The sequence below is a fragment of the Photobacterium sp. GSS17 genome, from assembly GCF_028621875.1.
In the GTDB taxonomy this organism is placed as follows: domain Bacteria; phylum Pseudomonadota; class Gammaproteobacteria; order Enterobacterales; family Vibrionaceae; genus Photobacterium; species Photobacterium ganghwense.
In genome coordinates, this window is the sequence record NZ_CP117517.1 from 2,162,211 (window position 1) to 2,176,862 (window position 14,652).

The following is a 14,652-nucleotide window of genomic DNA, read 5'->3' on the forward strand; positions in this document are numbered from 1 at the left end:
ATGGCTCTACAAGCAACTAACCCAAGTAAGCAAAAGCTGAAAGACAATATTTCCCTGGCCCTGATTTGGTCAGCAGCCACCATCACTGTTGGTTTTCTGTTGTGGGTCGTGTGGTACATCCTGAGTAACGGCCTGTCGCACGTTGACTGGAACTTCGTCACCAGCAATTACACGACAATCGGACAAGAGTCCGGCATCTGGCCAATGATTGTGTCAACCCTTTACATGGTTGCTGCATCGATTGCTGTCGCTGCTCCTATGGGCATCATGACAGCCATCTACCTGACGGAATACGCCAAAGTCGGCAGCCGTCTGGTTAAAGTGATCCGATTCTGTACAGAATCGCTGGCTGGTATCCCGTCGATTATTTACGGTCTGTTCGGTATGACCTTCTTCGTCGTGGTACTGGGCTTTGGTTACTCAATCCTGTCAGGAGCCCTGACCCTGAGTATCCTGATTCTGCCCGTTATTATCCGTACAACGGAAGAAGCGCTGATGGCAGTGCCACAAACGTACCGCGAAGGCTCTTACGGCCTGGGTGCTTCAAAAATTTACACAATCTGGAGACTGATTCTGCCAAGCGCAATGCCTGGTATTGTCACCTCTATCATCCTCAGTGTAGGTCGTGTCATCGGTGAATCTGCGCCGGTATTCATGACAGCAGGTATGGTTGCCCGTATCCCAGAGAGCATGTTTGACTCCGGGCGTACGCTGACTGTTCACCTGTATAAGCTCACGCAGGAACTTTACACGGTTCACGAATGGAACCAGGCCTATGCCACGGCCACCATTCTGATTGTGGTTGTTCTTGTAATTAACCTGATTACCAAACTGATTGCGCAACGCTTTAACACTGCGACTTACTAATTCTGAGGAAGTAACACCATGAACAAATTCAACATTGAAAACCTGGACCTGTACTACGGCGAAAACCAAGCACTCAAGAAAATCTGCCTGCCTATTCCAAACCGTCAGGTTACGGCACTGATTGGCCCGTCAGGTTGTGGTAAATCGACCCTGCTGCGCTGCCTGAACCGCATGAACGACCTGATTGAAGGCGTGAAAATTGACGGCAAACTGACGATGGACGGCGAAAATGTGTACGGCAACATTGATGTGTCTCAGCTGCGCATCAAAGTCGGCATGGTTTTCCAAAAGCCAAACCCGTTCCCGATGAGCATCTACGAAAACGTGGCTTACGGCCTGCGTGCACAAGGTGTGACCGACAAGAAACGTCTGGACGAAGTGGTAGAAAAATCTCTGCGCGGCGCGGCACTATGGGATGAAGTGAAAGATCGCCTGAAGTCACACGCGTTCGGCCTGTCGGGCGGTCAGCAGCAGCGTCTGTGTATCGCTCGTACAATTGCGATGCAACCTGAAGTGATCCTGATGGATGAACCAACATCAGCACTGGACCCAATTGCAACCAAGAAAATTGAAGACCTGATGGAGTCACTGAAGAAAGACTTCACCATTGTTATCGTTACCCACTCCATGCAGCAGGCGCGCCGTATTTCAGACCGCACCGCCTTCTTCCTGATGGGTGAACTGGTTGAGCACGACAGCACACACGCACTGTTCAACAATCCACGTGACGATCGTACCCGTGGCTACGTAAACGGTGATTTCGGTTAATGTCGATTTACTTCCTTCGCAAGTAAGTCATGCAGTTTTGTACAGATAATAAAAAGCGATGGTAACTATATTGCCCCCATGGAATGGGGGCCTTTTTTTATCTGCGAAACCTTATACCTACCAAAGCCACATCAATTCTTTCCCATATAAATTCTTTAGCCATGCCTGAGCAATACCCACAACCAGGCAATACCATACCAAGGCAATGGCACGCAGGCTGTACCGTTCACTTTTCTTTGCCGCCGAGTTTGCACGCTTAGATAGGCATTCCCCGAATATCCGCTTCAACCGCCGGGCAGGTCGGCGAAAATTCAGCTTCCGACAGTAGAAAATCAATAAAGGTTCTGACCGCCAGCGACTGGTGCTTGCGTGACGGATACACCAGCCAGCCGTAGCTCATCCAGGGCTCAACATCTTCCAGCAACCGCACCAACATACCCCGCTCCACGTAGTAATCCGCCAGCTGCTCCGGGATCAGAATGATCCCCCTACCCTGCAGACAGGCCTCGACGATCAGGGGAATGCTGTTCATGATCAAATCGCCGCCGACTTCAATCTCTTTGCCGTTGCCAATCGGCATCCGGTTGACCAAATTCCCGTTCGGATAACGGAACAGAATGAAGTTATGACTTGGCAGTTCTTGCGGCGACGTTGGGTGGCCATGACGGGCAATGTATTCCGGCGTGGCGTAATACCCAAACGAGGCAGACTTGAAAGGACGGGCAATCAGGCTGGAGTCTTCCAGCTTTTGGCCAATCCTGAGCGCTACATCGATATGGTTTTCAATCAGGTTCGATTCTTCCGAACTGCTGATCACCTCCACACTGACTTTGGGATACATGTCCATAAAACGGAAAATGGTACGGCCGACTTCCATCAAGCCCGGCAGTGGCAGCAACTGAACCCGTAAGTGGCCGGACACTTCGTACACCGGCGCGGTAATTTCCTGAATGCTCTGCTCCAGCTCAATCAGAATCGATTTGGTTCGGTCATAAAATTTCTTGCCGGCTTCCGTCAGTTGCATCGAACGGTTATGACGGTGAAACAGCTGCACCGAGAGCTCTTCTTCCAGCGATTTTACACGCCGGCTCAGGTTGGACTTGGGTAAGTCAAAAATTTCCGCCGCCCGGATCAGGCTGCCGGCATCCACAATCTGATGAAATAACTTAATGTCTTCGGTTTTCATAACGTTGTCTCTGTTCACAGTCCCTGACTATTGTAAAGCAGTTTACCGCTTTTTAGTGTTCCGCAAAATGGAACTTGTCTTTCCAAATTGTCCGGTTAATCGAAACCCAGACTAAATGTATAGTTTGCGAAAATTGATAACAACAGGAATCACTTACATGAAACCGGCCTCTTTCAGCCTTTTGGCGATTCTGCTGTCTTCGGCTCTGACCGGATGTGACAGTGCAGAAAGCGCTATTCAGCCCTCACCGGTTGTTCGCCCGGTGAAACTCATGACCATTGAAGACATGGCGCAGGCGCAGGTACGGGTGTTCCCGGCCAAGATTGCAGCCAGTCAGCAAGCGGATCTCGCTTTTCGTATTCATGGCGAGCTGGTGAAGCTTGATCTCAGTGAAGGCCAGTACGTGAAAAAGGGCCAGCTGTTGGCCAAGCTGGATGATCGTGATGCCAAAAACGCACTGCTGAATGCCGAAGCCAGCCATGAGCTAGCCGCCGTGGATTACGACCGCAAGAAAGAGCTGTTTGCCCGTAAGCTGATTTCCAAAGCCGAATACGATACCGCCCGTGCCACCCTGAAATCGGCACGCGCGGCCCTCAATACCGCACGCGATCAGCTGGCCTACACCCGTCTCGAAGCCCCTTTTTCAGGCACTGTCGCGCGGGTCAATCTGGACAACCATCAGATGATTCAGGCCACCCAGAAGGTACTGACCCTGCAAGGCAACAGTCAACTGGATGTCAGTATTCAGGTGCCGGAATCACTGCTCCTCTCGCTGAAAAACAACAGTTTTGACGACACATTTAATCCCAAAGTCCGTTTCCAGGCTCCAAAAACGCTGGCCATTGAGAGCGGTTTTACGCCGACGGTTTTAACCAGCGGAACAGTGATGACCTACCCGGTTCAGTACAAAGAGCACGCCAGTACCGTCAGTCAGGGCAGCCAAACTTATGAAGTGGTATTTAGCCTGATTCCGCCAAAGGATCTCAATATCCTGCCGGGAATGAGCGCAGAGCTGATGCTCGACATGACAGCCCATCAGGGTGAACGTCAGGCCATCACAGTATTGCCGCTGAGTGCGATTGTACGCAGTGATAACGAACAGATTACCTCTGTGTGGCGCTATAACGCAGAAAGCGGCAAGCTGGAATCCGTCCCGGTGACTGTCGGTCAGCTTCGAGCCAACGGAATTGAAGTGCTGTCCGGGCTGACCCCGGGAGATGAAATTGTCGAAGTCGGCGCCAACGCCCTGAAAGACAATATGACCGTGAAGCCGCTTCGCTGGGAACGAGGCGTGTAACCGATGAATATTGCGCATTACAGCATTAAAAACAAAGTCATCAGCTGGATGTTTATCCTGCTGATGCTGATTGGTGGCGGCATCTCGTTTACCGGTCTGGGGCAACTGGAATTTCCGGAATTTACCATCAAACAGGCCTTGGTGATCACCCCGTATCCGGGTGCTTCTCCGGAGCAGGTGGAAGAAGAAGTGACACTGCCGCTGGAAGACGCCATACAGCAGATGCCGCAGATCAAGCATATCACGTCAATTAACAGTGCCGGTCTGTCACAGATTGAAGTGGAAATGCAGGACAGGTATGACGCCCGTGATTTGCCACAGATTTGGGACGAACTGCGCCGTAAGGTGAATGATACCGTCGCGTCACTGCCACCGGGCACGGTACAGCCGCAAATCATTGACGACTTTTCCGACGTGTTCGGCATTCTGCTGAACCTGCGAGGTGACGGCTACAGCTATCGCGAACTGGAGAACTTTGCCAACTATCTGCGCCGGGAACTGGTACTGATTGACGGGGTAAAAAAAGTCTCCGTGGTGGGTGCGCCTGAAGAGCAGGTCGTGGTTGAAATCAGCCAGGAAAAACTGGCAGCGCTTGGCCTGGATCAGAATTACATCTACAGCCAGATTCAGACCCAGAACGTGGTCTCCAATGCCGGACGAATCCGGGTCGGTGAAGGACGCATCCGTATTCACCCAACCGGTGAATTTACCGATGTCGCGGAAATGAAGCGCCTGCTGGTCAGCCCGCCGGGCAGTGACCATCTGGTCTATCTGGGTGATATCGCCTCGGTGTACAAAACGGAAACGGAAACACCGTCGCTGCTTTACCACAGCAACGGCGAGCAGGCGCTGTCGGTGGGGATCTCCTTTGTCAGCGGCGTCAACGTGGTTAACGTCTCCCAGGCTATTGGCGACAAAATTCAGCAACTGGAATCGCAAATGCCGGTCGGCATGGTGCTGGATACCGTCTATGACCAGGGTGCTGTGGTCGATGCGTCGGTCAGCGGCTTTCTGATTAACCTCGCCGAGTCCATCCTGATCGTTATTGTAGTCTTGCTGGTTTTCATGGGTCTGCGTTCAGGCATTCTGATGGGCGTGGTACTGCTGCTGACCATCTTTGGTACATTCATTGCGATGAATGTGCTGGGCATCGAACTACAGCTGATTTCGCTGGGAGCATTGATCATTGCGCTCGGGATGCTGGTCGACAATGCCATCGTGGTCACCGAAGGGATCCTGATCGGCATTCAGAGAGGCCAAACGCGTCTGGAAGCCGCCGGACAAGTGGTCAAGCAGACCCAATGGCCGCTGCTGGGTGCCACTGTCATCGGTATTATCGCGTTTGCCCCGATTGGCTTATCGCAGGATGCGACCGGTGAATTCTGTAAATCGTTGTTTCAGGTACTGCTGATTTCCCTGTTTATCAGCTGGATCACCGCCATCACCATCACGCCGTTCTTCTGTCACCTGTTGTTCAAAGACGGTGAAAGCAATGGCGAGCCGCAGGAGCTGTATCAGGGCTGGTTCTTCAATCTGTACCGCTCGCTGCTGACGCTGGCCCTGCGCTTTAAGATCCTAACGCTGGGTCTGGTCGTCGCTATGCTGGTCACGGCTGTCATCGGTATGGGTCACGTGAAAAATGTGTTCTTCCCGCCATCGAATACGCCGATTTTCTTCGTCGATATCTGGATGCCGGAAGGCACCGATATTCTGGGTACGGAGAATTTTGTCAGCCGCATTGAGCAGGATCTGCTGCAGTTTGAAGCGGAAAACCAGGTCGGCATGAAGCAGCTGACATCCGTGATCGGTCAGGGAGCCCAGCGTTTCGTGCTGCCTTACGCGCCGGAAAAAGGCTATGACGCATTTGCCCAGCTGATGATTGAAATGGACAGCCTAGAGCAACAGTATGAAGGCATGCCTAAGCTGACGGCTTATCTACGGGAAAATTACTCGGATGCCGAGTTCCGGGTGAAGTTCCTGGAAAACGGGCCGTCTCCGGCCGCAAAAATTGAAGCCCGCTTCTACGGTGAAGATCCGACGGTACTGCGCCAGCTAGCCTATCAGGCAGAGCAAATTCTGCAGGCCGAGCCAAGCGCCGAAAACATTCGCCACAGTTGGCGTAATCAGGTCGCGGTTGTGCGTCCGCAACTCAATATGGCGCAGTCACGGGAAGTCGGTATAAGCAAGCAGGATCTCGACAATGCAATGCTGATTAACTTCAGCGGTAAAGCCATCGGAGTATATCGCGAACAAACGCATCTGATGCCGATTCTGGCCCGCGCACCGGAGCAGGAGCGGTTAGATGCCAACAGCCTGTCCAAACTGCAGGTCTGGAGCTCGGAAAACAGCACATTTGTGCCGGTCACACAGCTGGTGTCATCCTTTGATACTGAGTGGGAAAACCCTATTGTGATGCGCCGTGACCGCAAACGAGTACTGACGGTGTTTGCCGATCCGGTGCTCGACAGCGGGGAAACTGCAGACTCAGTATTCCGCAAGGTTCGCGCTGACATCGAAGCGATTCCCCTGCCGGATGGTTATTCGCTGGAATGGGGCGGCGAATACGAAACCTCGCGAGATGCGCAGGCCAGTATTTTCAGTTCGCTGCCGCTGGGGTACCTGTTTATGTTCCTGATCACCGTACTGCTGTTTAACTCGGTACGTCAGCCGCTGGTAATCTGGTTTAACGTTCCGCTGGCGATCATTGGTATTGCCTCAGGTTTGTTGTTATTTGATGCGCCATTCAGCTTTATGGCCATGCTTGGCATGCTCAGCCTGAGCGGCATGGTGATCAAAAACGGGATTGTGCTGGTTGATCAAATCAACGCCGAAGTGCGCGAAGGCAAAGCCGCGTATGAGGCTGTGTTTGATTCTTCTGTCAGCCGGGTAAGACCGGTGGGGATGGCTGCCATTACCACCATGCTGGGGATGATACCGCTGATTTTTGACCCGTTTTTTAAAGCCATGGCGGTCACCATTATCTTCGGTCTGGGGTTTGCAACCTTGCTGACGCTGGTTGTCCTGCCGGTCAGCTACGCGCTGCTGTTCCGCATTAAACATCAGCCTGCGGGACAGGTGACAACACCATGTCCAAAACAAGGTGTTCATGCCGCCAACACTGCTGGCTCAAGCAGTTCAGCTTCAATGTCAACGTCAACCGAGGCAAACGTGCTAGACACACAATAAACACTGTTTTTTCTCGCTCGTGTCACGACGACACATCATGTGTATTTTTGCCCGCTAAGGATAGCGGGCTTTTTTGTCGCAGTTTGCGGCCTTCTGCGATCATTTCCGAACTTTATCAGTGAATTGAGTCAATTCGGCCATCAAAACAAACAAGGTTACCCATCCTCACTTTCTGCTCAAACGTCACCTGAGCCGAGTATCACTCCACCAACCGAATGCGCACAGTATCTGTTTCTAGGTCAAACGGCTGACTTAACAAGCGGTTATACATCGGCAATGCCGGCGTCACTTTATATTGCAACAAAGCATCCAAATCCTGCCAGTGCTGCCAGCGTTCAACAATGCATACCGTGTCAGTTGTTCCTTCCCTGAGGCCAAATTCATAAGACAGGCAGCGATAGTGCAAGGCATCCGGTTTGCCGAACTGCTCCAGCAGTTCCAGACACTGACGGGCATGGTCGGTATCTTTGCAGCGCAACGTGACAATATGGATCAATGATCCCCGCTCAATACCTGTTAACTCATCCATCGCGGATACTCCTGCTCGATGCCATTTGCCTAACTGGTATTCACTATAGTCAGACTCAACAGGATTACCTGCTCATATCACACCTTCGCCAAATTATTACATCGAAATCACCGCTCTCCCTTTATGATTGTTTATAGCGTTCAGCTTGTTAGAGAGGTTTTTCATGCGTTGGCTTTTATTTCCCTGCTTACTGCTCAGTTTCTTGGTGCTGGCTGAGCCGGAAGCCGCTTCCCCTTCCAACGAATTTGAGCGAATCGAAAAACTGGAACAGGATATCAACCAGCTGTACCGTGAAGCGCAAAATCAGAGTGGTACCGCAAGAAATATCATCGACATGCAGATGCTCAAGAAAAATGAGGACATCCGCAACGAGCTGGAAGCCCTGATTCCAAAACGAACCGATGAGAACACCCCCACCCTGCTCAAATTTGTCAGAGTACAGGTCGACTACCTGAAAATGGCCATGACATTTCTGCTGAAACAGATCAATAAGATGCAGAGTGAACTGGATGCCGCCGATGCCGAACAACGGCTCCTGATGCAGAAAACACTGCATGAAGTCACCCGCTTTTATCACCAGATCATGCAAGAGCAATGGGTCAACTTCCAATGGCTGAGAACGCTCGGTCATCCGCTGGACAAAGCAGAATCGGCACTGATTGACACCGTTAGTCAGCGCATCGATTTTGTCTCGGCCAAGCTGACCTTTGACCACCAGCAGGAGACAATGCTCACCAAACAGATTAAAGCGGCGGCAGAGGCTGAAAAATCATCGCTGCAAATCCAGCATATTCTGGCCCAGCGTCAGGTCGTCAGTGACACCGAAGAGCTGAAAAATCTGGTGGCGCTGGCGCGGGACATGGGGCTTGATACCACGGAGATGACCAAGCAGCTGTTTGAGGTTACCGGGGATCTGACTAACGAATTGATGAACACCAAAGTGCTGGTTTCGCTGATTTCCGGCTGGACCAAAAACCTGAAGGACTGGGTATTCCAGAATACCCCTCAGGCGCTGTTCAAACTGTTCATCTTCATGGTGATTCTGTTCATTTTCCGGCTGCTGAAGCTGCTGACCCGACGTATCGTGACCCGCGCGGTATCTTCGCCGACCCTAAAAATGACGCAGTTGATGAAGGAGTTCTTCATCTCCATGAGCGGCAACATCGTGTTTGTCATCGGCCTGCTGATTGCTCTGTCACAAATTGGCCTGAACCTGGCCCCGGTTCTAACCGGCTTCGGGGTGGCTGGTGTCATCATTGGTTTTGCCCTGCAAGATACCCTGTCTAATTTTGCTTCCGGCATGATGCTGCTGATTTATCGACCGTTTGACGTGGATGACTATGTCGAAGCGGGTGGGACATCCGGCAAAGTGAGCCACATGAGCCTGGTTAACACGACCATCAAAACCTTTGATAACCAAATCCTGATCGTACCGAACAGCAAGATCTGGGGGGACACCATTAAAAATATCACCCATGAGCGGGTAAGGCGGGTCGATATGGTGTTTGGCATTGGCTACAACGACGACATCGAAAAAACCGAACGGATTTTACACGACATCCTGGACAAGCATCCGGCCGTATTGCGCGTTCCGGAAGCCAATATCAGGCTGCATACTCTCAATACGTCGTCGGTAGATTTTATTGTCCGCCCCTGGGTCAAGACGGAAGATTACTGGGATGTGTATTGGGATGTGACCCGCGAGGTCAAAATGCGGTTTGATCGTGAAGGCATTTCGATCCCCTTCCCGCAGCAGGATGTTCACCTACATATGGTCAGTGAAGAAAAAAAGCCAAAATGACAAAGAGTTAACATCACTATACTGGTTTTTAGTCTATGATACTTTCTGTATAAGCAGACTATTGCAACGAATTGCAATATCTGGCAGGTGGCTAAAATGCATTCAGACCTGTTTATTTTATGGACGACAATTAAAAAACATCGTACAATTTTTTACGAACTGCCAGCTTTCGTTCAGGTTCCCTATGCTTAACTGGCACAAATCGTTACTGTTTGGAAAACAACTATGATCAAAAAACGTTATCTGACGGCCCTTGCGCTTCCTGTTATTCTTGCTGCATGTTCTACAACTGTTAAACAACCGGTTGAAACAACAATGATCTCTGCAAATGACCTGGCGACTCACCAATGGGTTCTGACAAAAGTCGATAACAAAGCACTGGAACTTCAACAGCCTTTCAAAGCGCCAACGCTACAGCTGAATGAAGAACTGGGTGCGAGTGGTCACGCAGGCTGTAACCGTTACTTCGGTCAGGCAGAACTAAAAGACGGTAAATTGCGCATTGAGAAAATGGGCATGACCATGATGGCGTGTCAGGATCCGGCGATGAAACTGGAGCACACTGTCAGCTCAACGCTGATGGAGTGGAGCACGGCCAGCATCAACGGCAACGAGCTGAGCCTGACTGGTGCAGAGCACAACCTGACGTTCACCCGTACTGACGTTAAGTAATCTTACGTTACGAATGAAACGAAAAACTCCTGCTACAGCAGGAGTTTTTTTATGTCTGCAATTTACCCAGCAGTTGGTTTACTGGTTGACGCTGTTGTTGACGCGGTTAAAGAAGAAACCGGTTCAGGAAGAGCCTGAATCAAGAAAATCCACCCTTAACCTAGACTTGATTAGCACAGACTCGATACCGACGCCGATTGCGGTCTGCCGACACGAATGGCCCGAACCTGATTGCGTCCGGCACTCTTAGCCTGATACAAGGCGGAATCCGCCAGGTTGAATACCGAATCCCGGGTCTGAGCGTCCAGACTTTCCAGCGACACCACGCCCACCGAGACCGTCACAACATCCGAGGTTAACGACCCCTGATGCGCGATAGCCAGCCGTTCCACCACACTGCGGCACTGTTTGGCGACCACTTCACCGTTATTGGTATTAGGCAGAATGATACCGAACTCTTCGCCTCCGACCCGAGCCAGCATGTCTGCCGGCCGTTTGAGTACCCGGCCGAGTTCTTCTGCCACCAGCTTAAGACAACGATCTCCGGCCTGATGGCCATAGGTGTCGTTAAAGGCTTTAAAATGGTCGATATCGATCAGCATCAGCGCCAGAGGCCTGTCCTCCCGACGTGAGCGAGAAAATTCCCGGTGTAATGTCTCATCAAAATAGCGACGATTAGCGATGCCGACCAGCACGTCCATCTTGGTCATGCGTTCCAGCTTTTTATTGATGTCATCAAGCGCCTGATTTTTCTTTGCCAGCGTCGACACCATTTCACGGTTTCGCCGCATCAGTATAAAACCGTAGAAAATCACCAGACCAAACAAAACGGTACCGACGATAAACACAACCAAAGGCAGACGGGTTCGCTTGTCAGCAACATAAGAGGCAGACGGTGTCGCTTCAATAAACCACTCTCGCCCTCCGAGGGTCAGCACCGGACGCGTGACATTGAAATCTTTCTGAGCCACCTGCTCTTCCGTGGTCAACGAGCCCTGCTGATACAACAGTTGATTGTGTGGATCGGCATTGACGTCCAGCAAACGAAAAGCCATCAGGCTTGCATCCTGAGGTTGCATGGTCGATTGCAGGATTGCCGTCAACCGGAACACCCCCATCACAAAGCCGCGCAGTGTCTGGCGGCGATCCGCCACGCTTTGCGGCGAGACAATGTGGTAAACCGGCAACAACATCAGCAGACCGGCATGATCATCCGTTGTCTGAACCAGTTCAATACGTTCTGAAAACTGAAGTTTACCGCTGTCGCGTGCCCGATTCAGTGCATCTAGGCGTCGTCCGTTAGAGCCGACATCAAACCCCAGTGCTCGTTCATTACCTTGCAATGGTTCAACGTAAATCACCGGGTAATACAGGCTGCGTTCGGAGACCGGCACCATTTCACCACTGGCTACCCGCTCGGTAACATGAAAACCCGGCCAGCGTGCACCAAATTGTTTTTCCAGTGCCGGCAGGCTCTCCGCTTCCACTTTGGGTATCCATTCCAGCGCCTGAATATGGGCATGACGGGATAATGTTTGCGCCGCAAGCTGACTGAAATCCGGGTAATCGAGCAGACCGTGGTTATCATACGCCGCTTTCAGACTGTATATTGCCTCGATATTCAGCTCGACAGCCTGTGTCAGAGCGGCTGCCTTAGACTCTACATCACGTTCAAATTCGCGCTTGATATTGGTTGTTTCTAAACGGTAAAACAACCCGTACAGCGCGCACGACAGCGCAATGCCGATAATCACAGCTAACACAGTAACAAGATACAGTCGACGCTCCATGATGACCTTTACATTGTTCGTTACGGTTACTTAATTAAAGTCAATACTGATTATTTTTCAAATCCTTGTACTTAAATGGCTGAAAGACAGGCACAAAAAAGCAAAAAAGAGCGCCTAAGCGCTCTTTTTGATAATTTCATATATTCACACAGATGAGTATTACCCTATCCGTTATACGGCTTTTGCCTGCCACTGCTCACGCAGTTGTTTCGCGGCTGCCACCATGTTGCCCAGCGCCGCTTCCGTTTCCTCCCAGTTACGGGTTTTCAGGCCGCAGTCCGGGTTAATCCACAGACGCTCTGCCGGAATCAGTTGCTCCGCTTTTTCTGCCAGCTGCACAATCTGCGCTACATCAGGTATGTTCGGAGAGTGAATATCATACACGCCCGGACCGATTTCATTCGGGTACGCAAACTCTTCAAAAGCTTTCAGCAGTTCCATATCTGAACGCGAGGTCTCAATAGTGATCACGTCTGCATCCAGTGCCGCGACTGACTTGATGATGTCATTGAATTCGCTGTAACACATGTGGGTATGGATCTGCGTTTCAGGCTCGGCACTGGCCGCTGAAATTCTGAACGCTTTCACGGCCCAGTTCAGGTACGTTTGCCACTGGCTCGCTTTCAGCGGCAGACCTTCACGGATTGCAGGCTCATCAATCTGAATAACCTTAATGCCGTTTGCTTGCAGGTCAGCCACTTCATCACGCAGTGCAAGGGCAATCTGGTTCGCGATATCTTCACGGGACAGGTCTTCCCGTGGGAAAGTCCAGCCCAAGATTGTCACTGGCCCTGTCAGCATGCCTTTTACCGGCTTTTTCGTCAGCGACTGAGCATAGGTTGTCCAACCAACTGTCATCGCTTCTGAGCGATAAATATCTGACACTATCACCGCCGGTTTCACGCAACGGGAGCCGTAGCTTTGTACCCAACCGAAACGGGTGACGGCAAAACCTTCCAACAACTCGGCGAAGTATTCCACCATGTCATTACGCTCTGCTTCACCGTGTACCAGCACATCCAGATCCAGCTTTTCCTGACGGGCAATCGCATCGGCGATGTGGCCCTGAATCGCCTGAGTATAGTCCTGCTCTGACAGGCGACCGGCTTTGTAGTCACGACGCTGAGTCCGGATTTCCCCCGTCTGTGGGAAAGAACCGATAGTCGTGGTCGGCAATAACGGCAGTCCCAGCGACTGACGCTGCAGACGTGCACGCTCTGCATAGGGCAGTTTACGTTCAGCCAGCGCATCAGTGATTGCTGCGCTGCGCTGACGTACCTGAGGATTATTTACCCGCTCACTCGCAGCACGTGCTTTGATTGGGGCGCTGTACCGCTCACATTCTTCCTGCGCAACCACACTGCCGTCCAAGGCTTGGGCCAGCAAGGTGATTTCACGGCATTTCTGCTTGGCAAAAGAGAGCCACTGACGCACTTCCGGGTCCAGATCTGTTTCCAGATCAAGGTCGATTGGGCTGTGCAACAGTGAACAGGACGAGCCCAGCCACAGGCGATCACCCAACGCCGCTTTAACTGGCTGCAAACTAGCCAGCAGAGCGCTCAGATCAGCACGCCAGACGTTGCGGCCGTTGATTACCCCGGCAGACAGTACCCAGTTTTCCGGCAACGCATCGACAATCTCATCCAGCTGAGCGGGTGCCGCCGACAAATCCACATGCAGACCATCAATCTTCAGCTTGGTGATGTTGTCCAGATGATGGGTAATATTATCGAAGTACGTGGTCAGCAGAAGCTTCGGACTACCATGCAGAACCTGATAAGCCAGGTTGAACGACTCAGACCACGCCGCAGGCAGCTCGAGCGCCAGTACCGGCTCATCAATCTGCACCCATTCCACGCCGAGCTTGGCCAGCTTACTCAGGATCTGCTGATAAGCCGTCAGCAAACGCGGTAGCAGTGACAAGCGATCAAAACCCGCTTCTTTCTCTTTACCCAGCCACAGGTAAGAAACCGGTCCCAGCAGCACAGGCTTCACGGCATGACCGGCTTGTTTGGCTTCGGCTACTTCTTCAAACAACTGCTGCCAGCTGACAGTGAACTCGTCATCGGCGCTGAATTCAGGGACCAGGTAGTGGTAGTTAGTGTTAAACCACTTGGTCATATCTGCCGCTGCACATGAACAGCCAGTCGGTGCTTTACCACGGGCAACCCGAAACAGGGTATCAAGATCCGGGAAGCCTTTACGGTGTCGTTTTGGCAGGTGACCAAGCAGCATGCTGGTGCCCAGTACATGGTCGTACCATGCAAAATCACCCACAGAGACAAAATCCAGACCGGCACCAGACTGATCCCCCCAGTGACGATGACGCAGCAGGCTGCCGACTTCTTTCAGTTCTGCCTGGTCAATATCGCCCTGCCAGTATTTTTCCTGAGCAAATTTCAGTTCACGCTGGCTGCCGACTCGTGGGTAGCCAAGGATATGTGTGGTGGTTTTCGTAGTCATAATGATTCTGTCCTTGTTATCGAAATATCGCGGTTATCTGGTTAACGCAACCATTCATCTATCTCAGGTATCTCAGGCATCGCGTTGTTGAGG

General features: G+C 51.6%; 10 protein-coding genes. 6 read left to right on the plus strand and 4 right to left on the minus strand.

Translation table 11 applies throughout. The features are described from left to right. Together pstA and pstB are read left to right on the plus strand one after the other, a co-directional pair. Positions 1–867 (plus strand): phosphate ABC transporter permease PstA, encoded by an 867-nt coding sequence (gene pstA / locus PGW97_RS09685; RefSeq protein ID WP_047883526.1) that lies wholly within the window; start codon positions 1–3, stop codon positions 865–867. Between the two features lie 18 nt (positions 868–885). After that, positions 886–1,635 carry a phosphate ABC transporter ATP-binding protein PstB gene (gene pstB / locus PGW97_RS09690; RefSeq protein WP_047883525.1) on the plus strand — a complete coding sequence of 250 codons (750 nt, stop codon included), beginning with the start codon at positions 886–888 and terminating at the stop codon, positions 1,633–1,635. Positions 1,636–1,891: 256 nt separating this feature from the next. On the opposite strand, the gene PGW97_RS09695 is transcribed toward pstB, so the two are convergent. After that, positions 1,892–2,821, minus strand: coding sequence for a LysR family transcriptional regulator (locus PGW97_RS09695; protein ID WP_047883524.1), 930 nt, complete (start codon positions 2,819–2,821; stop codon positions 1,892–1,894). Between the two features lie 157 nt (positions 2,822–2,978). On the opposite strand from PGW97_RS09695, the gene PGW97_RS09700 reads away from it, so the two are divergent. Together PGW97_RS09700 and PGW97_RS09705 are read left to right on the plus strand one after the other, a co-directional pair. Further along, positions 2,979–4,118, plus strand: a complete 1,140-nt coding sequence (locus PGW97_RS09700) for an efflux RND transporter periplasmic adaptor subunit (protein ID WP_047883523.1) — start codon at positions 2,979–2,981, stop codon at positions 4,116–4,118. A 3-nt stretch (positions 4,119–4,121) separates the two neighbouring features. Then, entirely contained in the window at positions 4,122–7,304 is a 3,183-nt protein-coding gene (locus PGW97_RS09705) for an efflux RND transporter permease subunit (RefSeq protein WP_273857193.1), read from the plus strand. Between the two features lie 199 nt (positions 7,305–7,503). Here PGW97_RS09705 and PGW97_RS09710 read toward each other — a convergent pair whose 3' ends face one another. Next, positions 7,504–7,833 carry a hypothetical protein gene (locus PGW97_RS09710; RefSeq protein WP_273857194.1) on the minus strand — a complete coding sequence of 110 codons (330 nt, stop codon included), beginning with the start codon at positions 7,831–7,833 and terminating at the stop codon, positions 7,504–7,506. 163 nt (positions 7,834–7,996) lie between these two features. On the opposite strand from PGW97_RS09710, the gene PGW97_RS09715 reads away from it, so the two are divergent. Together PGW97_RS09715 and PGW97_RS09720 are read left to right on the plus strand one after the other, a co-directional pair. Continuing rightward, entirely contained in the window at positions 7,997–9,634 is a 1,638-nt protein-coding gene (locus tag PGW97_RS09715) for a mechanosensitive ion channel family protein (protein WP_273857195.1), read from the plus strand. Positions 9,635–9,859: 225 nt separating this feature from the next. Then, entirely contained in the window at positions 9,860–10,306 is a 447-nt protein-coding gene (locus tag PGW97_RS09720; RefSeq protein ID WP_242551858.1) for an META domain-containing protein, read from the plus strand. A 170-nt stretch (positions 10,307–10,476) separates the two neighbouring features. On the opposite strand, the gene PGW97_RS09725 is transcribed toward PGW97_RS09720, so the two are convergent. Both PGW97_RS09725 and metE read right to left on the minus strand, forming a co-directional pair. Beyond that, the gene (locus tag PGW97_RS09725; protein WP_273857196.1) at positions 10,477–12,096 is read right to left on the minus strand and encodes a diguanylate cyclase domain-containing protein; all 1,620 of its coding nucleotides are present in this window, start codon (positions 12,094–12,096) and stop codon (positions 10,477–10,479) included. 171 nt (positions 12,097–12,267) lie between these two features. After that, positions 12,268–14,559, minus strand: a complete 2,292-nt coding sequence (gene metE / locus PGW97_RS09730) for a 5-methyltetrahydropteroyltriglutamate--homocysteine S-methyltransferase (RefSeq protein ID WP_273857197.1) — start codon at positions 14,557–14,559, stop codon at positions 12,268–12,270. Positions 14,560–14,652: the final 93 nt, after the last annotated feature.